At 45.0% G+C, this 24,326-nt stretch carries 28 protein-coding genes and 3 pseudogenes; 24 read left to right on the forward strand and 7 right to left on the reverse strand.

All coding sequences use genetic code 11. The features are described from left to right. Position 1: 1 nt before the first annotated feature. The 10 genes and pseudogenes from BST99_RS05020 (at position 2) to BST99_RS05050 (ending at position 6,045) form a co-directional block, all read left to right on the forward strand. Positions 2 to 571 (forward strand): GNAT family N-acetyltransferase, encoded by a 570-nt coding sequence (locus tag BST99_RS05020; protein WP_105000825.1) that lies wholly within the window; start codon positions 2 to 4, stop codon positions 569 to 571. 318 nt (positions 572 to 889) lie between these two features. Then, on the forward strand, positions 890 to 1,336 hold the full coding sequence (locus BST99_RS05025) for a hypothetical protein (protein ID WP_219843807.1): 447 nt from the start codon (positions 890 to 892) through the stop codon (positions 1,334 to 1,336). A gap of 71 nt (positions 1,337 to 1,407) precedes the next feature. Further along, positions 1,408 to 1,821 carry a hypothetical protein gene (locus tag BST99_RS05030; protein WP_105000827.1) on the forward strand — a complete coding sequence of 138 codons (414 nt, stop codon included), beginning with the start codon at positions 1,408 to 1,410 and terminating at the stop codon, positions 1,819 to 1,821. A gap of 16 nt (positions 1,822 to 1,837) precedes the next feature. Continuing rightward, positions 1,838 to 2,668, forward strand: a complete 831-nt coding sequence (locus tag BST99_RS05035) for a glycoside hydrolase family 16 protein (protein ID WP_105000828.1) — start codon at positions 1,838 to 1,840, stop codon at positions 2,666 to 2,668. A 113-nt stretch (positions 2,669 to 2,781) separates the two neighbouring features. Then, positions 2,782 to 3,024 carry a hypothetical protein gene (locus BST99_RS14445; RefSeq protein WP_219843808.1) on the forward strand — a complete coding sequence of 81 codons (243 nt, stop codon included), beginning with the start codon at positions 2,782 to 2,784 and terminating at the stop codon, positions 3,022 to 3,024. Next, a pseudogene (locus BST99_RS15100) lies at positions 2,997 to 3,077 on the forward strand (alcohol dehydrogenase catalytic domain-containing protein); the annotation flags it as partial. The gene BST99_RS14445 and the pseudogene BST99_RS15100, both read left to right, overlap by 28 nt. Before the next feature lie 9 nt (positions 3,078 to 3,086). Further along, positions 3,087 to 3,827 (forward strand): NAD(P)-dependent alcohol dehydrogenase, encoded by a 741-nt coding sequence (locus BST99_RS05040; RefSeq protein ID WP_245916187.1) that lies wholly within the window; start codon positions 3,087 to 3,089, stop codon positions 3,825 to 3,827. 101 nt (positions 3,828 to 3,928) lie between these two features. Continuing rightward, positions 3,929 to 4,585: a SanA/YdcF family protein gene (locus BST99_RS05045; protein ID WP_105000829.1), complete on the forward strand. Its 657-nt coding sequence runs from the start codon at positions 3,929 to 3,931 to the stop codon at positions 4,583 to 4,585. 733 nt (positions 4,586 to 5,318) lie between these two features. Next, a complete protein-coding gene (locus tag BST99_RS14450; protein ID WP_219843810.1) occupies positions 5,319 to 5,474 on the forward strand; it encodes a hypothetical protein in 156 nt (51 codons plus the stop codon). Continuing rightward, entirely contained in the window at positions 5,452 to 6,045 is a 594-nt protein-coding gene (locus tag BST99_RS05050) for a DUF6624 domain-containing protein (RefSeq protein WP_105000830.1), read from the forward strand. Before BST99_RS14450 ends, BST99_RS05050 begins: the two co-directional genes overlap by 23 nt. Here the strand turns inward: BST99_RS05050 and BST99_RS05055 are convergent, their stop codons facing one another. Together BST99_RS05055 and BST99_RS05060 are read right to left on the reverse strand one after the other, a co-directional pair. Further along, complete coding sequence (locus tag BST99_RS05055) at positions 6,046 to 6,471, reverse strand: Dabb family protein (RefSeq protein WP_105000831.1); 426 nt, start codon at positions 6,469 to 6,471, stop codon at positions 6,046 to 6,048. A gap of 2 nt (positions 6,472 to 6,473) precedes the next feature. Then, on the reverse strand, positions 6,474 to 7,445 hold the full coding sequence (locus tag BST99_RS05060; RefSeq protein ID WP_105000832.1) for a phytanoyl-CoA dioxygenase family protein: 972 nt from the start codon (positions 7,443 to 7,445) through the stop codon (positions 6,474 to 6,476). A 127-nt stretch (positions 7,446 to 7,572) separates the two neighbouring features. Between BST99_RS05060 and BST99_RS05065 the strand changes: the two genes are divergently transcribed. The 8 genes and pseudogenes from BST99_RS05065 to BST99_RS05100 all read left to right on the forward strand — a co-directional run bounded on the left by BST99_RS05065 (position 7,573) and on the right by BST99_RS05100 (position 12,137). Next, positions 7,573 to 8,430, forward strand: coding sequence for a helix-turn-helix domain-containing protein (locus BST99_RS05065; protein ID WP_105000833.1), 858 nt, complete (start codon positions 7,573 to 7,575; stop codon positions 8,428 to 8,430). 10 nt (positions 8,431 to 8,440) lie between these two features. Next, positions 8,441 to 8,893, forward strand: a complete 453-nt coding sequence (locus tag BST99_RS05070) for a pyridoxamine 5'-phosphate oxidase family protein (protein ID WP_219843812.1) — start codon at positions 8,441 to 8,443, stop codon at positions 8,891 to 8,893. Between the two features lie 37 nt (positions 8,894 to 8,930). Then, on the forward strand, positions 8,931 to 9,476 hold the full coding sequence (locus BST99_RS05075) for a hypothetical protein (RefSeq protein ID WP_105000835.1): 546 nt from the start codon (positions 8,931 to 8,933) through the stop codon (positions 9,474 to 9,476). Then, the gene (locus BST99_RS05080) at positions 9,473 to 9,826 is read left to right on the forward strand and encodes a hypothetical protein (protein WP_105000836.1); all 354 of its coding nucleotides are present in this window, start codon (positions 9,473 to 9,475) and stop codon (positions 9,824 to 9,826) included. Before BST99_RS05075 ends, BST99_RS05080 begins: the two co-directional genes overlap by 4 nt. Further along, a complete protein-coding gene (locus tag BST99_RS05085) occupies positions 9,827 to 10,627 on the forward strand; it encodes a sulfurtransferase (protein ID WP_105000837.1) in 801 nt (266 codons plus the stop codon). 267 nt (positions 10,628 to 10,894) lie between these two features. Further along, the gene (locus BST99_RS05090) at positions 10,895 to 11,443 is read left to right on the forward strand and encodes an AAA family ATPase (RefSeq protein ID WP_105000838.1); all 549 of its coding nucleotides are present in this window, start codon (positions 10,895 to 10,897) and stop codon (positions 11,441 to 11,443) included. Between the two features lie 14 nt (positions 11,444 to 11,457). Beyond that, entirely contained in the window at positions 11,458 to 11,745 is a 288-nt protein-coding gene (locus BST99_RS05095) for an antibiotic biosynthesis monooxygenase family protein (RefSeq protein WP_105000839.1), read from the forward strand. 9 nt (positions 11,746 to 11,754) lie between these two features. After that, positions 11,755 to 12,137 (forward strand): annotated as a pseudogene (locus BST99_RS05100) (VOC family protein). 11 nt (positions 12,138 to 12,148) lie between these two features. Here the strand turns inward: BST99_RS05100 and BST99_RS05105 are convergent. Next, complete coding sequence (locus BST99_RS05105; protein ID WP_105000840.1) at positions 12,149 to 12,349, reverse strand: hypothetical protein; 201 nt, start codon at positions 12,347 to 12,349, stop codon at positions 12,149 to 12,151. A gap of 178 nt (positions 12,350 to 12,527) precedes the next feature. On the opposite strand from BST99_RS05105, the gene bla reads away from it, so the two are divergent. From bla to BST99_RS05140, 6 genes are all read left to right on the forward strand, one after another. Further along, entirely contained in the window at positions 12,528 to 14,783 is a 2,256-nt protein-coding gene (gene bla, locus BST99_RS05110) for a class A beta-lactamase (RefSeq protein ID WP_181044149.1), read from the forward strand. A 17-nt stretch (positions 14,784 to 14,800) separates the two neighbouring features. Further along, positions 14,801 to 15,103 carry an alpha/beta hydrolase-fold protein gene (locus BST99_RS05115; RefSeq protein ID WP_105000842.1) on the forward strand — a complete coding sequence of 101 codons (303 nt, stop codon included), beginning with the start codon at positions 14,801 to 14,803 and terminating at the stop codon, positions 15,101 to 15,103. 511 nt (positions 15,104 to 15,614) lie between these two features. Then, positions 15,615 to 16,304 (forward strand): TlpA family protein disulfide reductase, encoded by a 690-nt coding sequence (locus tag BST99_RS05125; RefSeq protein ID WP_146106207.1) that lies wholly within the window; start codon positions 15,615 to 15,617, stop codon positions 16,302 to 16,304. A gap of 9 nt (positions 16,305 to 16,313) precedes the next feature. Next, positions 16,314 to 16,934 carry a YIP1 family protein gene (locus BST99_RS05130; RefSeq protein ID WP_105000845.1) on the forward strand — a complete coding sequence of 207 codons (621 nt, stop codon included), beginning with the start codon at positions 16,314 to 16,316 and terminating at the stop codon, positions 16,932 to 16,934. Positions 16,935 to 16,978: 44 nt separating this feature from the next. After that, positions 16,979 to 17,350, forward strand: a complete 372-nt coding sequence (locus BST99_RS05135) for a VOC family protein (protein ID WP_105000846.1) — start codon at positions 16,979 to 16,981, stop codon at positions 17,348 to 17,350. Positions 17,351 to 17,629: 279 nt separating this feature from the next. After that, positions 17,630 to 19,828, forward strand: a complete 2,199-nt coding sequence (locus tag BST99_RS05140; RefSeq protein ID WP_105000847.1) for an amylo-alpha-1,6-glucosidase — start codon at positions 17,630 to 17,632, stop codon at positions 19,826 to 19,828. 21 nt (positions 19,829 to 19,849) lie between these two features. On the opposite strand, the gene acs is transcribed toward BST99_RS05140, so the two are convergent. The 4 genes and pseudogenes from acs to BST99_RS05160 all read right to left on the reverse strand — a co-directional run. Further along, on the reverse strand, positions 19,850 to 21,757 hold the full coding sequence (gene acs, locus BST99_RS05145; protein ID WP_105000848.1) for an acetate--CoA ligase: 1,908 nt from the start codon (positions 21,755 to 21,757) through the stop codon (positions 19,850 to 19,852). Between the two features lie 21 nt (positions 21,758 to 21,778). Further along, positions 21,779 to 23,550 (reverse strand): annotated as a pseudogene (locus BST99_RS05150) (sodium:solute symporter family protein). A gap of 15 nt (positions 23,551 to 23,565) precedes the next feature. After that, complete coding sequence (locus BST99_RS05155) at positions 23,566 to 23,829, reverse strand: DUF4212 domain-containing protein (protein ID WP_105000849.1); 264 nt, start codon at positions 23,827 to 23,829, stop codon at positions 23,566 to 23,568. A 236-nt stretch (positions 23,830 to 24,065) separates the two neighbouring features. Continuing rightward, the coding region (locus tag BST99_RS05160) for a T9SS type A sorting domain-containing protein (protein WP_219843813.1) at positions 24,066 to 24,326 on the reverse strand (261 nt) is incomplete at its 5' end.

A 24,326-nucleotide genomic window follows, 5' to 3' on the forward strand; every position in this document is an offset into this window, starting at 1 on the left:
AATGTCCCTTCAAAGTCCTTACTTTTTTACTTCTGAGCGTTTAGGATTCCGCAACTGGACATCCGAAGACTTGGATGAACTAGCGGCACTCTGTGCAGATCCGGCGGTCATGAAGTACTTTCCCGCCACCCTGACCCGAGAAGAAAGTGAAGCTTATCTGCAACGGCTGCAAAAGCATTACGATACCTACGGTTATAATTATTACGCTGTAGAACGCTTAGATAATGGCGAATGGATTGGGCTTATTGGTCTGGCCTATCAGACCTATGAGGTGGATTTTTTGCCGGCTACGGACATCGGTTGGCGGCTCAAGCAGTCCGCTTGGGGAAAGGGTTATGCAACCGAAGGTGCCAAGAGGTGTCTCAGCCATGGCTTTGAAACCCTCGGTCTTGAGCGCATTGTTTCCACCTGTGTCATTCAGAATTCCCCATCGGAAAACGTGATGCAAAAAATAGGGATGACACGCATGAGCGAATTCGACCATCCCAAATTATGGGATTACCCCGAAAACCTGCGTTGTGTTTGGTATGAGATGACTCCTGAGGCAGACCAAATCCAACGATATTCATGAAAGGGTTTCCAAAACGGCAAAACCATTGATTATTTCAAAAGAGTCTATACGTTCTGAAGCCATTACAGACTTAAAAATTGAAGAATAAATACTTTAAAGGTTGGTTGCGATCATGAAGATACTCCAGAACCATTTCACAGATTTTTTTGGCCACTTAATCGATCGCTGGAGGGGCAAAAGAACTTTGGGTTGTTCTAATTTATATATTCGTAAGGATAGCTCTTTATAGGGCTGAGAACACTCACCATTATGAAAATGTATTTTTTAATCCTGCTCCTTCTGTGGGGAGGCCTCCTGTATGCTCAGGACACTTTGAGCGTGAAAGAAGTTTACTTAGACAAGGACTTGGCCTACCAGGAAGACACCAACGGCCTTTTTACGGGAATAGTTCAAGCTAAACGAGGGAAACAAAAGACATTCTACGAGCAAGTCTACAACATGGGTGTCATTCAATCCGAGGTTGTTTATTACCGAGGGGATCACGAAAAACCCCAGTTTAGAACCTATTACCAGCCAAAAAAGCCCTGGGTTTTTCAAAAGATCTACTACTACCATAAAAAGAAGGAAAAATACGAAATCACTTCCTTTGACCAAGACGGTAAAAAAGTGCTCATTCAGCGTTTTGAAAAGGGTAAACTCACCTACAGTTGCGAATACGACGGTATAGTTAAAAACGGCCAAGAAATCTGTTATGCCGTAAATGGAGATCAAACAGTCCTTGAGTTTGAAAAGGGCGAAAGAATCAGTGCTTCCTGTAGAGACTAAGGATCCGGTATATGATTGATTGATTCTTTCTACCTTTAAAATCATTCAATTCAAATCCCGCTTTCGCCTCTATGGAAAGTCACACAAAACTTAGTGATTCTGAATTGCTAAGTCAATTCGAAGAGTGTTCTCTCGTACCTTCCCTTTTTTCACCTCAAGCTCACCTGGGACTGGCCTGGCTACTCATTCAGCAATACGGTGCAGAAGAAGCCGAAAAGTGCATTCAAAAATTACTCAAAGCCTATGTAAATGCATTCGGTGCACAAGACAAGTACAATACTGCACTTACCGTGGGGGCTCTCAAAGCTGAGAACCACTTCATCAGCCGAGATAAATTCAAGCATTTCCAAGCATTTATAAGTACTTACCCTCGCTTAAAAACCGACTTTAAAGGCTTAATGGCTTCTCCTTATGGTTTCGATATTTTCAATTCATCAAAGGCTAAAAGGAGTTTTTTAGAACCTGATCTATTGCTATTTGATTAATATTTTATTCGTAACCATGATAAAAAAAGTCTTCTTCCCATTGCTCTGCGCTGTAGTGGTTCTTTCCGCCTGTATGGATAAACAGAAGAACAATGGTTCCCCGCCATCCAGCGATTGGAAAATAATCTTTGAAGACAACTTCGACCGAGACCTCTCTCAGTGGAACGTTTGGTACGGAGGTGCGTACAATGATGAAATCCAACTCTATAGACCTGAACAGTTAAGTTTAAAAGAAGGTGTTCTACACATCCGGACGGAACGCCAAGTCATTCAAGGCCCAACAACCAATGTGGACTCCACGCAAAAGAGCTTCGAGTATGTATCAGGTCGTATTGAGAGCAAGGAACTCTTTGGCTTTTCCGAGTTGGAAGGAGACCGAGAATATCGTTTTGTAGCGCGGCTAAAGCTCCCTAAAGGTGTGGGGATGTGGCCCGCTTTCTGGACTTATGGAGACCCTTGGCCTACCCAGGGCGAAATTGATATTCTGGAAGCCCGCGGGAATCGGCCAAAACAGTTTCAATCCAACCTCTTCTATGGCACCACCCCTGGAATTAATATGAACAAAGACACCGAAGTTGAATACGAGGCAGACCTTAACCTCACGGATGACTTCTTTGTTTACGAAATGATCTGGAAAGCAGACCGCATTGAAATTTGGTTCGAAGGGGAATTAAAACATACCTACCTGGCCGATGCGAACAACAACATTGATCAAATGGCTCTTAAAAAGCAGAAAGTTGTTTTTAATAATGCCGTTGGAGGCTGGTTTATCGGAAACATGAGTTCTGAGAGCTTCGGGAACTCGGCGGTAATGGAAGTGGATTGGGTACGGGTATATAAGCGATAAAAACCAATTCCTGGCTGAATTTGCCCAATCTCTACTGAAACCATACGAGCCTAACTAGTTATTAATCAATATTCTGTCTACCTTTAGGAACAACCATAGCCAAAATGTAGACCATGAAAGCAGCTGTGTACCGTCGCTACGGTCCCCCAGAGATTGTTCGTGTTGAAGAAGTTCGGGAACCGAAACCCAAAGCGGATGAAATTTTAGTTGAAGTTCATGCCTCCACCGTCACCGCCGGAGATGTTCGCTTGCGCGCATCTGATTTTCCATCCGGTTATTGGTTGATGGCCCGTTTGATGTTTGGACTTTTCAAACCCAAAAAACCATTCTGGGACATGAGTTTTCGGGCACTGTAAAAAAAGTTGGCAAGCGTGTAAAACATTTCCAAGTAGAAGACCAAGTCTTTGGTACAACCACGATGCTAAAGGCCGGAGCGCATGCCGAATATGTTTGCATCCCGGAACAATGGAAACACGGCGTCCTGCTCCATAAGCCAGCTAAACTGGATCACCGACAATCTGCTGCCTTACCTATTGGAGGAATGACCGCTTTATACCTCTTAGAAAAAGCCCGTCTAAAGCCTGGACAAGAAGTCCTTGTATATGGAGCTTCAGGAAGTGTGGGCAGCTATGCCGTTCAAATTGCAAAAATTCTTGGAGCTCGAGTAACAGCCGTCTGCAGTGCGCCAAATAAAGAAATGGTAGTACAGCTCGGGGCGGATGACGTAATCGACTACCACACTGAAGATTACAGCAAGCGCAAGAGAAGTTTTGATCTGGTTTTTGATGCGGTGGGTAAAACCACTAAATCCGATGCCAAACGAGCCTTGAAACGCAGAGGTTCCTTTGTGACCGTTGAAATGATGACCAAAGAAAAGACCGAACACCTCAAGCAACTCAGCAGTTGGGCAGATGAAGGAATGTTAACGGCTTATATTGACAGAACCTACACTCTGGAAGAAATTGTCGCTGCACATCGTCATGTAGACAGTGGACGCAAGAAGGGAAATATTGTTATTGAGATTCAACCAGAATCGCACGATAAGCTCAAACGGATGAAGGAAGAAAAAGAGCAAGATGAACCGATTGAAAATGCTTTACTGGGCATTTATGAATCCGAAGTAGTTTATTCAGAAGGAACCAAAGAATCTTCTTCCTAAGAATCAGTCACTACATTTCCTGTCACCGGTGAACTATTTTACCAATAAGTCTAGACTGATTAAAGTCTAATAATGAGTATTTCCCGTATCTTCAATAAGCAATGAACAAAACCCGACCCAGTAAAAAAACGGTACGCAACACCCTCTTGCTTACTCCTTTGCTTCTTTTACTTTTCGTACTCCGTTCCAACTTGGCCATAGAGTATACCACTCGCGATTTGACATATAATTCGCCTGAAGCAATAGTAAAGAACAAAGTAGGCCTGGTACTGGGTACCTCTAAGTATCTGCGTGATGGAAAAACGAATCTCTTCTTCCTATACCGCGTGGAAGCCGCTGTTAAGCTTTTCAAGCAGGGTAAAATCGATTACATCCTGGTCAGTGGAGATAACCGGCATGTTTCTTATAACGAGCCTAAAGAGTTCAGAAAAGAGCTACTTAAACGAGGGATTCCCAAAGACCAAATCATCCTAGATTTTGCTGGTTTCAGAACCCTAGATTCCATGGTGAGAGCTAAGGAAGTCTTTGGCTTAGAGAAGGTAACAGTCATTTCGCAGGAGTTTCACAACGAAAGAGCCATTTACATCGGCAGAAAATTTGGACTCGAGGCCATAGGTTATAATGCGGAGGATGTTAGCGGTTACAGCGGATTCAAGGTTAAAACAAGAGAGGCTTTGGCCAGAACCAAGGTCTTTTTGGACCTCTTTTTAAACGTACAGCCCAAGTTTCTGGGTGAGCAGATTCCTATTGGAGAGTAGTTTTATTAATAAAATCATATGGCTTAAGGTGGTTCTGATCTTCTACGGATGAAATAACAAAAAATCAGAACTTATGACTGAGGAAATAGAAGACCTTATGATCATCAATTTAGCTTTAGAAATGAGCAATTTGAATGGTTAAGCAAAACAAGACCTCGGAGCTCTTTGGGGTCGCTTCTTTGACGATGGGGTCATGGCTTCAGTACCCCATAAATCTGCAGTCTCTTAACATATTACGAATCCGATGATCGTGGAAAGTATACCCCTATAATTGGTCACCAAGTTTCTTCTCTGGACAGCATCCAGGAAGGACTGATCGGGCGCCATTTCGCGGGCGGTAACTACACTTCATTTAAAACCAAAGGAGAAATACCAATGGCTATTGTCAATACCTGGAAGAACAAAGAACGCTGCCAGGCCATCTTCGTCTATCTCCTAATGAATAAGGGTTTGGGCTTGGTTTTGCGGTAAAAGATCCTGGCGACCCTGGAAGAGTATATGGTTGGGGCGGAGCCGTAGGCACCTACTTCAAAATCCATACGCAACACAATATGGCTTAGGTTATGATAATGCAGCTTTCCCCCTATCGGCTTTTGGGATTGCGAGAGCGCTTTCATCGCATTGTACAAGCATCCCTTGTCGAATAAAGCGCAAGATTATTAGGTAATATCGTAACATAATTAACCTGCTAACGTCTACTAGGCTGAATTAAATCATCAATCAACCGATCCACATGAATCAAAAGTTCATTTTGATGACGGTCCTTTTTTGTTCCGTCAGTTTATTTGCTTCTGCACAAATCATTCAAGATACCCTTCTCTACAAAGAGTTAGCTCAAAGAGCAAAAATAGATCAATACGCGGCTAATGCCTACCCCCCCCGAATCTGAAGACATCAGTCAAAAGCGCTGGAATCAAAAGAAAGACAGCATTTTTAGAGACAATAAGGCCTTTGCAGAACGAATATTGAATGAAAAAGGATTTCCAGGATTCGACCTTGTGGGTAAAAAAGGATCGTATGGCTATTGGCTAATGGTACAGCATGCGGATTTTGATCCTGACTTTCAACAGCGGGTTCTCGACTCCATGAAAGTGCAACTAGAGAGAAATAATGCCAACCCCAACAATTATGCATTTTTAACCGATCGAATCCGCATCAATACTGGGCGTAAGCAGGTATACGGAACTCAGCTAGACATCAAAATGTTTACGGGAAAGGTTAAAAGTTTACCGACCGAAAATTGGGAAACGATCAATGAACGCCGTGCAAGTTTGGGTATGGAAACCATAGAAGAATACCTGGAATTCAATCAAGAGAGCCATATGGAAAGTAACGCCACAATTATCCCTGGCGTCACCAATGTGATGGTTATTCTCTGTATCCTCATCTTCTTCGTTACCTCCTTGATCTTTGTCATTATTCGACGCATCAAAAGAGGAAAGAGGCGAAAGAGATCTTGATTAAGGATTCGCCCAGTAGTCCACCACAAAGACTTTCTCCAGATGAGCACCTAAACTGGCCACAAAGGCCTGATGCGCGGGATGGGGAGTATAGATACTATCCCGGTCTTCTTCCGAGGCAAAAGTCAATAAGTAGCAGTGGGTAAAATCCTGGTGAAATTTCTCGGGACTGTCATTGAGTCCCCATTCAAAATCTTGGATCACCGGAATGGAATCCGCCAGGGCATTGAAGGATTGATTCAATCGTTCTACGTCCTCCGGGGCTGCATCGTCATTGAATTTGAAAATGACGACGTGCCTAAGGCGTTTTTCTTCTTTTGATTCTTTCACGACTTCAGCTTCTTGAGGTTCTTCCTTTCTCTCCTGTACACAGGCGAATACTACCGCCGATAAGGCAATGAGGAATAAGGTGTTTTTCCATTTCATATTTACCATTTTTTAAGGCCTAATAATTTTTCGCCTAGTGGATTCAATTCTGCCGTCTCGTATTTGGTCTGTTCCCAATTCCGCGGGTCTCCCGGAAAGGCATACCCTTCTGGCGCAATCCTGTTCTTCCAGGAATTCACGCGCCAATCACGCAAAGCCTGGTCTTCTTCTTGGGCAGGCATCATCGAAACATACTGGGCTACCCGCACTTTATCACCGGAGTGATTCGGCCGAATCCCGTGTGGCTCAGAACTGTTGAAGATAAGTAGATCCCCAGCTTCTAAAGGCACTTTAACCAATTTGTCTTCCAAGCCTGTTATATCGGGCTGAAAATGATCTCGGTCTTCTGGTTGGGTAAGTTTCCAGCTGTCATAATTTCTAAAGAGCCAGGGAATACACTGAAACCCACCCATGTTCTCATCGGTTTGATCCGCCAAAGCCAACACTCCCTGTACATTCTGAGGTTTGGTTTCGGGATCGTAATCCCAATGAATAAAACCCTTGTATTCAAATCCGGGGCGGATTGGAAAGTTCAGGTTGGCTCTATCGATGGTAACCCACAGTTTTTCAGTCCCCCAGATATCTACGAAGGCATCGTAGACTTTTTGTGTCTGTCGGTTGTTCCATAAGTGCTGGTTGTTATAGACCTCCACCATACCGGTTCCAGCCAGTTCTTTCATTTGCATTTCGGCCCGAGGAGCGGTGTACCAGGTTTCTGGATTCGCCGGATCTTTCTCTTCAAATTCCCAAAGGAAGTCGGCCGTAGCTAGGGCTTGTTCTCGAGGGACCGCATTCTTGATTACAATATACCCGTTGTGCTTCCAGAACTCCCAATCCTCTTGACTGAGTACACGTAGTTGGTCTGGGGTCGCATTTTCTCTTAGCTTCTGATTACTGCTCTTTGCGGTAGATGGGTTTCCGGGGATATCCTTGTGCTGATTATCCGGAACCATGGTTTGTTTGTCTTTACTCATACCTTCGATTCTATAGGTCAAAGATCCGTCTTAATACAGGGAGTGCTTTTCCTGTTTTTAGCCATTACTTGTACTATATTGATATTTTATATCTTTATAGCTACCTCAAAGTCTAATTTAGTATTAAATGAAGGCTCAATTAGAAACCATCACCAATCAGCTCGATCGCTCCTTCAGCATGATGTTTAATCCTCGGCTGAGCGATCTTTTTTTCTGGCATTCGCATCCGGAATACGAATTGGTATACATCAAAGCCAAGGAGGGAACCCGACACGTTGGAGATCATATTTCTAACTATACCCATTTTGATCTGGCCCTGATTGGCTCCAATATTCCTCACCTGAATTTTGATTATGGTTTACGTACAGACTACCAAAAAGTAGTCGTTCATCTCAAGAAAGAGTTCGTGGAGCAACACCTGGTCAATACTCCAGAAATGCAGAAAATTCAGGAGCTCTTCACCCATTCCAAACAAGGCGTTGTCTTTTCTTCTCAAGAGGCAGCGGACATCGGAGAGCAACTGTTCAGCTTAGAGGGTCTTCCGCCCTTTGAGCAGTACTTACAGTTGATACAGAGTCTTCAGGCTCTGGCATTGGTAGAAGAAAAAGAATTCCTCCACGCTACACCCTACTTGAACAGGGCCCGAAATAAGGAACAGGAACGCATGCGTCTGATTCACGCTTTTATCGATCAAAACTATCAACGCAAGATTGATCTACAGGAATTGGCGGAGCTGTGCTTTATGACTAAAGAAGCTTTTTGCCGCTACTTTAAAAAGAGTAGCCAATACACCTTTGTCGAGTTCTTAAATCGGTACCGGGTGAGCCAATCCAAACGCTATTTGATGTCTGGGGCTAGTGTGAGTGAAGCTTGCTTTAAATCGGGCTTTCAAAGTCTTTCTTATTTCAATCGTATTTTTAAAAAGGTGACCACTGAGAACCCCAGTCACTTTCGCAACCGATACCAATCCAATAGCAACCCATAAAGTCAAAGTCGTGGAATTAACAGAAGACATGAAAAAAGCGATCGACCAAAGTGTTCTATGCTGGTTAGCCACGGCTTCTGCCGAGGGTGTGCCCAATGTATCCCCCAAAGAAATTTTTTGTTGGCAAAACCAGAGTACCATTTTGGTAGCTAATATAGCCTCTCCAGGGAGTGTTAAGAATATCAAACAGAACCCCAGGGTATGTCTGAGCGTCTTGGATATATTGGTTCAAAAGGGGTATCAACTCAAAGGAACTGCCCAGATTATAACGGAAAAAGAGGAAGAGTTTAAATCCTTATCGACTCCCCTTCGGAATCTAGCAGGACCTGATTTTCCCTTCTCGTCTCTGACCAAAATAGTGATTGAAACCGCTAAACCGATTATTGCACCGCGCTATCTACTGTTTCCGGAGACAAGCGAGAAAGACCAGATTAAATCGGGTAGAAAACTGTACGGGTTTTAATTTTTGTCTGCTTAACTTAGTAAGCAAACTGATGTCAATGAGCACCTTAGATGCCAAGTTAAAAAAAGACCGCATCCCCTTTACCAAAGAAGGGAGCCGCTATATTCTTCAGTCGGCCAAAATTGATTTTTTGCGCTATCTCTGGGCTGTAGTCTTGCCGGGGCTAGCTGGCATAGGAATTCTGGCCTACAATATTTTACAATTGAGTATCGAAGGGGGCCGTAGTCGATTATGGATTGCTTCAATCGGTTTTATTGCAACCTGTCTGTATAACTATAATCATCACCGTAAAACGAGAAAGGCCAATAGCAATACGATCATCCTGGAAAACAACCTTATTCGGATCAAGGACCAACAGAGCTTTCAATCTTTCGACTCTCACAATACCCACAGTATTCAAGGCCTTGTCGAATCGATGGATGATGGTATCACCATTGGTCAAGTACAACTCCTTGACCACAGCGGAAAAGCCCACACCCTCTTGGGGTTTAAAGACAAAGGAGAAGAATTCGTTAAGTCCAATTTACAGTGGTACATGAACTACTTTGAATCGCATTTACAATTAGAAACTCATTCGAAATGAATAAAAAACTGAGCTCTCGGCTGATTGCTTTATTAGCGGTTTTTGCCTTGCTTCTTCTCTTGGTAAAAATCTCTACCTATTTTGTCTCTTACAGTGCATCAACGGTAGAATGGATAAACATTGGGATGTTTTGTCTTATTGGAATCGGTTACCTCATTTATGCCTTTACCCTCGACAAACCCGGGATTCAAATCCTTGTTTTTGCCTGTGGGTGCTTCCTCATTGCGATGAACTTTATCCAGTGGGAGTACGGAAGTCCTGTAGGGATTGCCTGTATTTTGATTCCCGCTTACTTCATCAAAAGGTTTTCGAAAAAAGAAGATTTGGAACGTTTAGATGCTTCCAATTAAATGAACAACCTCGTCAGCGTACAGTGGCTTAGAGCCCAACTCAAAGACCAAGACCTCGTTATTCTCGATGCCAGTATGGCCCAAGAGAGTTCAGCCGGAATTCCTGGTGCAAAATTCATGGAACTCAAGACAGCCTTTGCCTCGCGCGAAAGTGATTTACCCAACACCTTCCCTTCCAATCAACAATTTGAAGACGAATGCCAAAAACTAGGAATCAATTCGAATTCCAAAATCGTAGTCTACGACCAAAAGGGTATTTTTTCAAGTCCTAGGGCCTGGTGGCTGTTCAAGACGTTCGGGCATGAGCAAGTCGCGGTACTCGATGGTGGCTTGCCAGAGTGGCAAAATCAGGGCTATTCAACCGCTGGTCTAAGCCATGAATCAACGGCAAAGGGCAACTTCAAAGCAGAGCTAAGGAAAGACCATATAAAGTTCTACGAGGATGTCCTGGAGAATACACAAGACCAGGCATTCACCGTTGTAGACGCCCGTTCAAAGGGCCGCTTTGAAGGGACTGCACCTGAACCTCGTGAGGGATTATTGAGCGGATGCATTCCTGCATCGGTCAGCTTGCCGTATACAGAGGTATTACACAAGGGGCTCTACAAATCCCCGGAACAACTACGCCAAATATTTGAAGATCTAGACTTGCTCGATAAGAACTTGGTGTTCAGCTGCGGTTCAGGGATATCGGCCTGTATTATCCTCCTCGCCCGGGAACAGGTTCTACGAGGTGACCTCAACATCTACGATGGCTCCTGGACGGAATGGGCTATTCGTCAAGAACTTCTTAAAAAGTAAGACTTATTGGCCGTTACGCACAGGATATCCCTCCTGAGCCCAAACCAGAATTCCCTCATCCATAATCGCCGTCTTCTTAAAGCCCATTTTACGCAGCTTACTCACGACTTGTCCAGAAGCTGCATGTGGGCAAGTTCACATAATGGAGTTGTTTTCATGGTGGTTGCGCTTGTCCTTTACAAGCTACTAAATTGAAAACAAGTGGAAAATTCTCTCCTTCTGGATGGTCTTTAATCGTTTACCTTTAAACCAATAATTACGGATAAGTTGAAAATACTCGTCTTTGGCGCATCGGGCTCGGGCACCACTACCTTAGGGAAAGCCATCGCAGAGGCATGGAATGCCGAACACCTGGATGCAGATGACTACTATTGGGAAAAGACCGACCCTCCCTTTCAAAAGAAGGTCCCGCTCGAAATAAGGAATCAAGCCCTTTGGGACGACTTTGATCGGTATCAAAAAGTCATTGTCAGCGGCTCCCTAGTTAGCTGGGGCGAAAAATGGACTGAGGTTTTTGATTGGGCTGTTTTTCTGCGCTTAGAGAATGCCACCCGTATGAATCGTCTACGCCTTCGGGAGGAAGAAAGACTCGGTGACAAACTCAAATGGGATCCGATGACGCAAGAACAGTCTGACGCTTTTTTGGATTGGGCCAATCAGTATGACGATCCAGCATTTGAAGGGCGTTCACTGCGCCTACATCAGCTCTGGGCAACAAAACTAAAGGCCCAAATTATAGAACTGAATAGCCATAAACCCATACGAGAACTGGTGGATCAACTAAAATACCATTGGGCTGATTCTGGCTATCTTTAGGGAAACCATAACCCATGTTTTTACAAATCATCCGTCTTAAATCTAAACTCGCAGAGGAGGAATTATTGAAAAGAGCCAAAGAGCGTGAACCCCAATTTCAGGCGATCCCAGGATTACTCCAAAAATATTACGTGCGTCTGGACGAACCGGACTCTTATGGGGGCGTTTACGTCTGGGACAGTCCTGAATCCATGCAAGCTTTTCGAGCAAGTGATTTAGCCAAGAGTATCCCGGGTGCCTATGAAATTACGGAACCACCAGCCATTGAAATGATGGATATCATGTTTAAGCTTCGGGATTAATTGGAACATATGAAACTCAATCAGATTACAGTACCTTCCCTTGATTTGGCCGTTGCTGTACCCTTCTACCAAAAGCTGGGGCTAAAGATCATTGTGAATGCCCAACCCCATTATGCCCGTTTCGTCTGCCCCGATGGCGATTCCACCTTTTCTCTATCCAAAGTTGAGGAACTGCCTTCAGGACATGGCATCCACGTTTATTTTGAATGTGATCCCCTAGACGCACAAGTAGAGGCCCTTAAAGCAAAGGAAATTTCGTTTGACCTCGATCCTACCGATCAACCCTGGAATTGGCGTGAAGCCGTTTAAAGGATCCTGACGGAAATCTCCTGATACTTTATTCGGCAGGTGAAAACCGATTGAATCCCCCTTGGCGAGTTCAAGAAGACTGAGTCACCTGGCGTTAAAGGGTCATAAAATAGAGAATACCCAATAGGCCAAAAACCAGCATGGAAACTGCAGCGCAATAGACGAGGAATAAGTCTTGTTCTTCCTTTTTCTTTGCCGAACGTATTTCTTCCTTGATCAAACGGATTTCGACCGTTGAGAGCTGCTTAAACTCCAATTCCGTTTTACCCGAAGATTCCAATAACAAATCCTTCATTTTTCGAACCTCTCTGCCTCGAAGTAAGGACTTGTTATACTTTGTGCTCGCACTTGGCCAATTCCCTTGCATATGAATTCCTTTCTTTATCTGTAGAAATTTTGGCTAATTGTTACACTTCAATCAACCCAGACTTACTTAACTTGAGGCTACAACAAGTATGCCTAAGACTCCGAATATGAAAAAAACAGGCCTTCTACTTATCCTGTTCACCCTGCTTTATTCCTGCAAAGACTACACCGAACAAGACCTCCAAAGTGGAGCTGTATTTGAACAGGAATTGGAGGAGCTTAAAAGCTTCTATGAAATTCCTGGCATGAGTGCGTTGATCGCTCGTGGAGACGAGGTCGTTTTTGAAAAGCAATGGGGGTTCGCCGACTGGGAAATGAGTCGAAATGTTCAGGCTAACACCGAGTTTCCGATCGCCTCGATTACCAAACTCTATTCTGCGGCTTTGGTGCTCAAAATGACCGAAAAAGGAGTGCTAGATCTGAACAAATCTGTCACATCTTATTTACCTGAATTCCAGATAGATAAATCAATACAATTAAAGCATTTGTTATCTCATAGCTCCGAAGGGCAAATCGGGAAGCAATTTCATTATAGCAGACGCTTTGGATTGCTTTCGGCTGTACTGGAAAAAGCCACAGGAGAGCCCTTCGATCAACTTCTTCAAAAAGAGATCCTCGAACCACTTCAGACCGAGAATACCTACTTCCTAAAGAATGATATTCAAGTGGCCAGAAGACGGGACCAATTTGCCTTCCCCTTTAATTTTAACGGAAGCGCCGAGCCTGGTCGGGTGGAGTTCGGCTTTTCTTCTTCAGCGGGCTTAGCAGCAAATCCTCAGGAGCTTTTGCGTTTTAGTCAAGCGCTGGATAACAACAGTCTTTTGTCTTCTTCTTCGAGGACAGAACTATTCAGAGGCATTTCCGAAGATCTGCCCTATGCTTATGGATTGTTCAAACAAAAAATAGAGGGTCTCGATGTATATTGGGTTTACGGACAGTACGACAGCTACTCCAGCCTATTGATTAAGGTTCCGGAACGAGATCTGCACTTGGTTCTTTTGGCCAACAACAATCACCTCAGTGATCCTGCTCGCCTGATTATGGGGGATCTCGAATCTTCCCTTTTTGCTTTGAGCTTTCTCAAAAACTACCTCTTCGATCAAACAGATACTCCCTTGGACCCGAACCCCTCCGCTCCTGTGAACACTTCTCTGGAGCAAAAAATTCAACTGGCCAGGGCCTTAGGCGAATCTTTTATGAGTCGCTACCGTGAAGAAGACTGGCAGGCTGCAAAAAGTCGGCTGCATGGATTATTCAAAACGGAATCCCTTGCGCATATTAACCTATTACATTCTTTGAGCTTTTTAAAGACGGTGGCCTACCACACGGGTGCTGGAGACCAACATCACTTTGACGCTCAACTACTAGAAATGGCTAATACCCTTTTACAGCAAGAACCCAACAACCCCTATCTCTATGCCTATTTGGGGGATTTCTATCAACTTAACGGAGACGCTGAAAGCGCTCAGTATTATGCAAAGGAACTTCTTCAATTGTCCAATTTTGAACCCAATTGGTACACCCAGGAAGCCAAAGCTCGACTTCTTGATCAAATCGCCGCCGTAGACAAAAACTTGGACGGTCAACTTGGTTTTTCGGTTCTGCACCTGGAGTCCGGCCAAGAAATCAGTCATTTCGGAAACAAGCGTTTCCCGATGCAGAGTGTCTATAAATTTCCGATTGCTTTGGTCATGCTACAAGCGGTTGATCGAGGTGAATTTTCTTTGGATCAAATGGTAGAGATCTCACCTTCAGAATACATCCCTTCCAACGGTCACAGTCCTTTACGGGATCGCTTTCCTCGAGGGACCTCAATGAGCATTAAAGAACTCCTGAGGTATAATATTTCGGAAAGCGATGGAACCGCTTGCGACGTACTCCTTCGTTTGCTTGGAGGCACCAAGGAAACCGAGAAAAAGCTTCACGCATTAGGGATCACCGATATGGCCATTGCCACAACAGAAATGGTACAGATGAAAAACGACACCATTCAGTACCAAAATTGGGCGACCCCTAGAGGCATGAACCAACTCCTAAAAGTATTTCACCAAGGTGAGGTACTTTCAGAGCCAAGCGGAAACTTACTCAAAGAATTCATGTCGATATCGACTCCCTGGTTTGATCGTCGCCTAAAAGGAAAACTCCCCCCTGGCACTAAACTCATTCACAAAACGGGGACATCAAACACCTACCAAGGCCTTAATCGGGCCACAAACGATGTTGGAATTATCGAACTGCCCAATGGTGAGCACCTGGCGGTTTCTGCATTCATCATGGATTCTCGCGACCAGCATCAAGAAAGAGAAAACGCCATTGCCCAGGCTGCTCGATTGGCCTATAACTTTTGGACAAGCACAAATTAACATCAATCAAAATCAATATGAGAAAAAACATTACGCAACTTGTTATAAGCAGTATTACCGGGCTTCTACTGTTTTCTTCCTGCAAAAACCAAAAAGAGACGGCTTTACAAGAATCCCAATTCTACACCGATTCGATTTATAGTCAGAATCTCGAAACTTATCGCAAGCACAAGGTTTATTTGCCAGTGAATTTCAGCAAAGAAAGGCAGTATCCCATTGTGTATTCGACCGATGGGGATGAGAAATTGTCTTATGAATTTATTCGCAAAACATTGGACTCCTTGATCAGCAATCAGGTAATAGAACCCATCATTTTATAGGGAGTTATGCCAACACCAACGAAGTCCCAAATTCCTCAATCCAAACCGAAGACGGACAAGTTTTTACCATGCATTACTGTCTGTTCGAATATGTAGAACCCGATCCACAATATCCCGCTTTTCCAGGAACAGAAAACCTTTTCAGCAATCACATGAAGTACTTTAAGGATGAACTCATAAAAACATACATTTGTTTTTCTACACTAGGTTCAGCCGTGAATAGGAATGAATGGACTACAGTAAGAAAATACCCGATGCTTTACTTGCAATACGGGAGTGAGGAAGACGGAGTTTATAAGTGAAGCTGAAGGAATCCGAAAAATATATTCCGAGAGTAATTCACCAATTCAATTCAACATTTACAAAGGCGGACATGAGGTTGAGCGCTGGAATAAAAGTTTACAGGAAGTTCTCGTTGATCGATTTAAATTAAAGTAGTCTGCCTAATGTATAAAGCGGTCTTAAATTTGTTTATCGCGTAAAGGATCGCTAAACCAACCGACAAAAAGCTGTGAATAAAATCGATAAAGCCACTATTTCACGTTCCCTGATCACTTTTTTACTAAAAAGTGCAGGCGGGCTTTTGATCTTTCTAGGGGCTGCCTACTACCTGCTCATCGCTTACAACAACATAGAAGTAGACCGAGAACTTCCTCAACACCCCATGCTGAATCAGTTTCGAACTATCGACCGCATTAACAGCTTTCGAGGTAAGGTAGTCTTAGTGGATTTCTGGTTTCAGTCCTGTGAGCCTTGTTTGGCCGAAATGAAACAATTCCCCTACCTGCTCGAGAAGTATGGGGATCAGTTGCAAATCATGAGCATCGGTATTGATCCTCCCGCAATGACCAAGCAACTCCTTCAAGAAAAAAAGGCGCCTTGGACTTTTATTCAAGACGACAACCCCCAATGGACCTTCTATTCCGACAACCGGAGGTTTAAAAGCTATGTTCGTGACTTAGAAATCACCACTTACCCTTCTTATCTGCTTATCGATCCCGACGGAAAGATCATCGGTACTCCAAAAAGCGGTGCGCTGGCCGTAGACATTCATTTTCAAGGCTACCCCAGCATCCAATTGGCCGGAAATTATCTCTGGGCTAAATTTTGGACCCTGCGCCGGGCCTGGATTCCTCTGCTTATCGTACTCGGGCTTTGGGAGATCGTGAAATACCGAAAACGCGTATCTTCACATTCCTAAAAAAACGCCATGACTGCCCAAAATGTATTGACTAAAGTGTGGAGGAAACCCCGCTGGGTGATGCAGAATATTTCGACCGAAAGCATGCCCCTTAGTTTAATGCTCTTGTTGATCTTTTTTACCGGGGTAAGTACGGGTTTAAGTCAAGGTTCTGTGCGCCAATTGGGAGGTTCCATTGAACTTTCGGAAAAAGTAATCAATGCCTTTTTGTTCGGTGGCTTGGGCATGCTATTGCTCGCTCCTCTATATTTCGTTCTGCTGCACTTTGTCTGCAAACGGTTTTTTGGAGGTTCAGGCGCCTTTGAGTACACGCGGTATGCAGCCGTACTGGCCATGGTGCCTTCTTTTTTCACCGTCATCCTCGGAGTTCTCGCCATTTTATTATTTGGTGATGAGGCCTTTACAGCCGAAACTCCCGTAATCAATGACAATTTTCTGCTGCTTGCCATTTCGGCCCTGATCGGTCTTCTTCAAATGATCTTATCGATCTGGAGCATCTTTATTTTTTTAACTACACTATCCGAGGCGCACCAGTTCTCTCGTTGGAAATCATTTTTCTCTTTGATCACCACGGCTTTCATCATTGCGGTTCCGGTAATCATAGTTAGTGTAATTCTGCGCATGATTTAAGTAAAAGTTGATATCTTCCAAGGGCAATCCTAATTGATATCATCATGAACTTCAGTATGCCTTGGTTTGAGATTCCCGTCGCCGACATTGAGCGCGCCGCCAAATTCTACGCCACCCTTTTTCAACAAGAGTTTAAAATCATGGAAGCCATGGGAATGAAGACGGCCTTCTTGCCCATAGATCACCAAAAAGAAGGAAGCGGTGGCAGTTTAACCCAAGGGGAAGCCTACCAGCCCGGTAGCGGAGGAACAATCATCTATTTGCAGGTCAGCAACTCGCTGGAAGAAGCCCTGGGGCGCGTTAAAGATGCCGGAGGGCAGACCCTTTTACCAGCGATCAAAATTCCAGACGGTTACATGGCCCATTTCGAGGATTCTGAAGGGAATCGCATGGGCTTGTATTCCAAGGATGCCTGATCTATTTTTAGACTGTAATAGCTTTGCTCCCCATTAGGGTGGCCCTTAAATTTTGCCTGAATTCTATTTTATGAAGCGGATTTCATCCTGGGCCTTGGGCCTCACCATAGCACTTGTCATTCTCTCTTGCTCCAAAGAAGAAAGCACTTCCTTTGCCCAATCTCTTGAGGACGTAACCTTTATTGAAGGAAAAGAAAAGTACCTGGCTTCGCCTTATGTTACAGCTGGAGATCGCCTATACTCCGTCGGACATCAAGATGGGAGCTTCCCTCCTCTGGGATGCATATCAAAGGAGAGATGGGGGGCGTTTGGAATCATCCCATTAAGCTTCTGGATGGCTTCGCAGCCAAGATCAGCTCAGGGGATCAGGAGTACAGTTTAGATAAGGCCGACACCTTTGTCAATTACCCTTTTGCCAATTTGCACCGTTATACCCTGACCGAGGATCTTAAAGTAGAGCGTACCCAGTATGTACCAGACGGCAAAGAGGGCATGCTGGTTGAATTTACCATCGAAAACTCGGGAGACGAAAGTGTGGAGTACCTCTTCGAATTCAAAGTAGACAGTGATCTTCGACCGACCTGGTTAGGAGAAGAAAACGGTGTGGTCAACGGCAACGACAAAGCCGAATTCTACGCGGACAAAGGTTACTGGCAAATCAAGGACGAAAAGAACCCCTGGTTTGTCCTCACTGGCTCTAATCTTCCCGTGATCAAAACAGACCAAGCGCCTCGGGAAGAAGGAGAAAGCGGCGTACAGGCATCATTGGGATACAAACTGCTTATTCCTAAAGGCGAAAAAAAGAACATCACCCTGGCCATTGCCGGCTCTTATACCTCTTCTGAAAGCGCTTTAGAGACATTGGAAGATCTACTTGCAAGACCCCTGGAGCTCTTGGAGGAGAAGAAAAGCCGCTATGCCAGCATCGAGGCCAACACCCGCTTACGTATTCCAGACAGCAGCTTACAGCAGTGTTTTGAATGGCTTAAATACAACAGCGATTGGTTGATTAGAGAGGTACCTGAAGTAGGACGTGGAATTGGCGCTGGTATTCCCGACTACCCCTGGTGGTTTGGCGTAGACAGCGAATACGCTTTGCAGGGGTATATGGCCATTGGACAAGACGAAATCGTACACCAAACCATTGCCCTCCTAGACAGTCTTTCTGAAGTCACCAATGGTAATGGACGCATCATTCACGAGGTTTCAACCAATGGAATCGTCTTCAATCCGGGGAACATCAATGAGACCCCGCAATTTGCTCTTCTCATTGCCGAAATATACCGCTGGAACGGGGATGAAGACTTCTTAAAGCGCTACTACCCGACCATAGAAAAAGGCTTGGATTGGTTGATGCGTGAAACCGATCAGGACCAAAATGGATTCCCAGATGGTTTTGGCATGATGGAAATCCACGGACTGGACAGTGAGATGATTGATGTCGCGGCCTATACCCAAAAGGCTTTCGAGGAAGCCGCCTTCCTCAGTAAAGAAATGGGCAATACGGAAAAGTCCAACGCTTATAGAAGCAAAGCGGAAAACCTGAAAAAACAGATCAACGAAAAGTTTTGGTCTGCCGAGTTCGGCTCTTATGCTGATTTTATAGGAACCGACAAACAAAGCCTGCACTTGATCGAAGACGCCCTTGTTCGTGCAGACACCTTGAACAAACCTTGGGCGATGGAGGAATTGGAAGAAACCCGCAAGCGGATATTGGCCAATCCCTCTTCGGAAGCACGTCCGTTTGTATTATACCACAACTGGGTGGTCAACACCCCGATGGAAATGGGCATTGCCGACCCCAACAAGGCAGTCCAAGCCTTAAAAACAGCCGAAAAATTTGTCAATCCCTTTGGAGTTTTCGTAACGGGAATCGACCGGGACGAAAGTGCGGGTTCTGACGATGGCAGCTTCGAAGGCAGTAAGGTCTTTTCTTATACAGGGGCCGTAATGACCCTGCCCACCGGAGTACAGGCGATTTCTGAAAACAACTATGGGCGTCCGGACCAAGCCCTGAATTACCTCAACAGAATGACCAGAACATTCAGCTATGCCTTGCCCGGGAGTATGTATGAGGTTTCTCCAGATTACGGAATGGTCGTGCAGGCCTGGAATATCTATTCCTTTGCCGTACCGATTGTTCGCCAATTCTTTGGCATACGTCCGATGGCCTCTAAAAAAGAAATCCTCTTCACTCCCCAAATGCCCAGTACCTGGGAGTACGCCCGACTAGAATCTGTAAAAATAGCAGACAACACCATCGATATTGATTACAAGAAGGAAGGGAAGAAGATCAGCCTTTTCATTGAACAGACCAACAAGGAGTTCAAACTCATTTTGGATCCGACAAATCTACTGCCCGGCAAAACCGTGCAGGTTATTAGTCAGAACGGTCAAGATTTGGAAGCCCCAGTTGGGAAGCAAATCGTCGAGCTGATCAACGGAACCAAAATGGAATTGGAGCTGGAGATTCTCTAAGCCCTGCCTTTTAGGAATGGCTTACTGTCTTTCTTCTATAATCTGATCAACCACTTCCGGATTGAGCAAAGTCGAGGTGTCACCCAAGTTTCCTAACTCATTGGAAGCGATTTTACGCAGAATACGGCGCATAATTTTACCACTTCGCGTCTTGGGCAGTCCGGGTACAAATTGAATCTTGTCCAATTTTGCGATGGGCCCTATGTGATCGGTAATCATCTGGTTAATTTCCTTTTTCAAATTGTCTCTATCGCGGTCCTCTCCGTTTTCCTTTAAGATCACAAAGCCGTAGAGGGCATTTCCTTTGATGTCATGAGGGAAGCCCACAATCGCAGATTCTGCCACTGCTGGGTGTTCGTTGATGGCATCCTCTATGGGAGCCGTACCCAGGTTGTGTCCGGAAACGATAATGACATCATCTACCCGGCCGGTAATGCGGTAGTACCCCACTTCATCCCGAAGCGCTCCATCACCGGTAAAGTACATACCAGGAAAGGCCGAGAAATAGGTCTCTTTATAGCGCTGGTGGTTACCCCAAATGGTTCGGGCGATTGAGGGCCAGGGAAACTGAATGCACAGGCGTCCATCGGTCTGGTTGCCTTTTAAGATTTTTCCGTGCTCATCCATCAAGACCGGTTGAACTCCTGGCAAGGGCAAGGTAGCGTAGGTCGGCTTGGTCGGTGTTGAAAATGGGATGGGCGAAATCAACATTCCCCCCGTCTCGGTCTGCCACCAGGTATCGACAATGGGGCATTGCTTATTCCCGATATGATCATTGTACCAGTGCCAGGCTTCTTCATTGATCGGCTCCCCTACGGTACCCAATATTTTTAATGAACTGAGGTCGTGGCGTTCAACCAGATCCAGGCTTTCTTTGGCCAGGGCTCGAATGGCCGTTGGAGCCGTATAGAACTGGGTAACCTTGTGTTTTTCGACCACCTCCCAAAAACGCCCAAAGTCCGGGTAAGAAGGCACGCCTTCAAACATCACTGTCGTCGCTCCATTGGCCAGAGGGCCGTAGACGATATAGGAATGCCCCGTAATCCATCCAATATCCGCGGAACACCAGTAGATATCTTCTTCACGGTACTGGAATACGTTCTTAAAGGTGTAGGCGGTATAAATCATATAGCCTGCCGTGGTATGCAGCATCCCTTTGGGTTTACCCGTCGATCCTGAGGTGTAAAGAATAAACAAAGGGTCTTCCGCTTCCATAATTTCGGCGGCACAGTCGGCGTAGGCTTCCTCTAACAAGGGTTGCAACCAATGGTCTCTGCCGGCCTCCATATGGATATCCGTGTTGATTCTTTTGGCCACCAAAACACTTTGTACCCCTGGACAATCTTGTAGGGCTTCGTCCACGATTCCCTTGAGATCAATGGTTTTTGCGCCTCGGTACGAGCCGTCTGAAGTAATCACCATCTTGGCATCACAATCGTTGATCCGGGTAGACAAGGCTGTTGCCGAGAAGCCAGCAAAAACAACCGAATGGATCGCTCCAATACGGGCACAAGCCAAAAGAGAAAACGCAAGCTCAGGAATCATAGGCAGGTAGATGCACACCCGGTCTCCTTTACCTATCCCCTGGTTCTTCAACACATTGGCAAAACGACATACGCGTTCGTGCAACTCCCGGTAAGTGATGTGCTGTGCACCCCCCGAGGGGTCATTGGGTTCAAAAAGAATGGCCGTCTTATTTCCTCGACTAGGGAGGTGACGATCCAAACAGTTCTCGGTGATATTCAACTGGGCCCCGTCAAACCATTTGATTTCCGGCTTTTCAAAATCCCAGGAAAGAACCTCGTTCCATTTTTTTTTCCACACAAAATGTTCCTCGGCAATTTCTTCCCAAAAACGCTTGGGGTCTTGAACAGATTTGCGGTACACCTGAAAGTACTCTTCTAGATGCTTGATGTGATAATTACTCATGAATTGGAAGGTCTCGTATTGTTAATGATCAAGGGCTTCCCCTGCTCCTTTGGGTATCCGTATATTCTCAACCATCTCTTGCACTTGATATGGCGGAGGACTAGTCAATCGGGATACGACCAAAGATACCACTGTATTCATTATCATCGAGATGGTGCCAAATCCTTCGGGTGACGTACCGAACCACCACTCCGAGGACGGTCTGGGCGGGATTCCAAAAAAGCCCGTTTTGAAGCGGATCATATAAAACATCATCAAGCTGATGCCTATGATCATGCCCGCAATGGCGCCTTCCTTGTTCATTCGTTTATCAAATATTCCCAGAATGATGGCCGGAAAGAAGGAGGCGGCGGCCAAACCAAAAGCCAAAGCCACAACAGCGGCTACAAATCCAGGTGGATAAATCCCAAAAAGGCCTGCAATAATAACCGCCACCAAAATAGCGATACGGGCAGCCATCAATTCTCCTTTATCCGATATGCTCGGTCGGAGTTGTTTTTTAATCAAATCCCTCGAGATGGAGGTCGAAATCACCAACAAAAGACCTGCAGCGGTTGACAAAGCAGCAGCCAAGCCTCCCGCGGCAACCAGGGCGATGACCCAAGGTGGAAGTTGTGCGATTTCCGGATTGGCCAGAACCATGATATCGCGATCGACATAAAGCTCATTCGCGGAATCACTGGCGTTGGCGATCAGTCGTTCCCCATTGGGGCCTCGTTTCTCTAAAAACTCCGGTTTCTTTGAACTCAAAGCAGCTCCATGGACGTATTGAATCTTTCCATCCATGTTTTTATCGGTCCAAGCGATTAGACCCGTGTTTTCCCAATTGGTAAACCATTCGGGCATGGAAGTATACTCTTGATCGCGAACGGTTTCAATCAGATTAACTCGGGCAAAAACAGCGATGGCCGGTGCTGTGGTATAGAGAATGGCAATAAAAAGCAATGCCAGACCAGCTGATTTCCGAGCATCACGAACTTTCTTAACGGTAAAAAAGCGAACAATAACATGGGGTAAACCTGCCGTCCCGACCATCAATGCACAGGTAATAGCAAAGACGTCCCAGGTGGATTTACTCCCGGTCGTGTACTCTTTAAATCCCAAATCCGTGTGTAGTTTATCCAGCTTATCGAGGAGGTATCCGCCCTCTTCTACCGTTCCTCCCATACCAAACTGAGGAATCGGGTTGCCCGTCATCTGCATCGAGATGAAAAAAGCAGGAACCATAAAGGCAAAAATCAAGACGCAGTATTGCGCTACCTGGGTATAGGTGATTCCTTTCATCCCTCCCAAAAAGGCAAAAACCAAAACCACAGCCATTCCGATGAGCACTCCCCATTCAATATCCACCTGGAGGAATTGAGAAAAGACTACCCCCACTCCGCGCATTTGTCCCGCGACGTAAGTGAAAGAAACAATAAGGGCACAGATTACCGCAACCGTTCGGGCCGTATTGGAGTAATAGCGATCACCGATAAAGTCCGGCACAGTGAACTTTCCGAATTTGCGCAGATAAGGCGCAAGTAACAGGGCTAACAACACATACCCCCCGGTCCAACCCATCAGGTATACCGATCCGTCATAACCGGCAAACGAAATAATACCCGCCATCGAAATAAAGCTAGCCGCTGACATCCAATCCGCAGCCGTAGCCATTCCATTTGCCAAAGGGGAGACTCCCCACCCGCAACATAAAATTCTTTAGTCGACCCCGCTCTGGCCCAAATGGCAATGCCAAAATAAAGCGCAAAACTCAGCCCCACCAAAATCCATGTCCATGTTTGAATACTCATCTTCCTAGACTTTACTTATTCTTCATCAAATCCATACTTCTTGTCCAGACGATTCATCAATCGAACGTAGACAAAAATCAAAACAACAAACACATAGATAGAACCCTGTTGAGCGAACCAAAAGCCCAGCTTAAAACCGCCCAGACGAATCGAATTCAGCTCTTCACGAAAGAGTATTCCGGCACCGTAAGAAACAGCAAACCAGATCAATAAGAGTACAGCTAGATAGCGTAGATTAGACTTCCAATAGGCTTTGGAAGGAGAGTTATTTGACGACATGAATCGTATGATTAGAACTTAATGCGATTCCTCCAATTAGAATTCGAGCACATTCCATATTTAGGTATGTTTGCAAGCTTCTTTCCCTAAACTTAGTAAAATCTAGATACTCATCAACTTAGAATAAGTCAATCGGATCGTTATAGGTACCATCTGCACACTAACTTTTAACGATTATTAATGTTGAACAATAAACTGCCTTTTGAAAATAGATCTTCCTGAAGACTGAATATCGATTACATAACGCCGTTCGTTAAATCAGATGTATCTAAATTAATTCCAGAACGTAAGGAACCCATTTCTTTCAATTCATTGGCTCTAAGAAAAATCACCCTTCTGCCTGTCACATCAAATACCGAAAGTTGATCAGCTTCGTTATTGATTTGATCTGTTCCTCCATAGCTTTGAAGTGTTAGGAAGTTATTTGAAGGAACTGGAAACATTCGAATATCACTTTCTAAACGAATCCTAGCCCTTAATGTAACGGCACTTGTAGA

It is taken from the genome of Aureicoccus marinus (assembly GCF_002954325.1).
Lineage (GTDB): Bacteria > Bacteroidota > Bacteroidia > Flavobacteriales > Flavobacteriaceae > Aureicoccus > Aureicoccus marinus.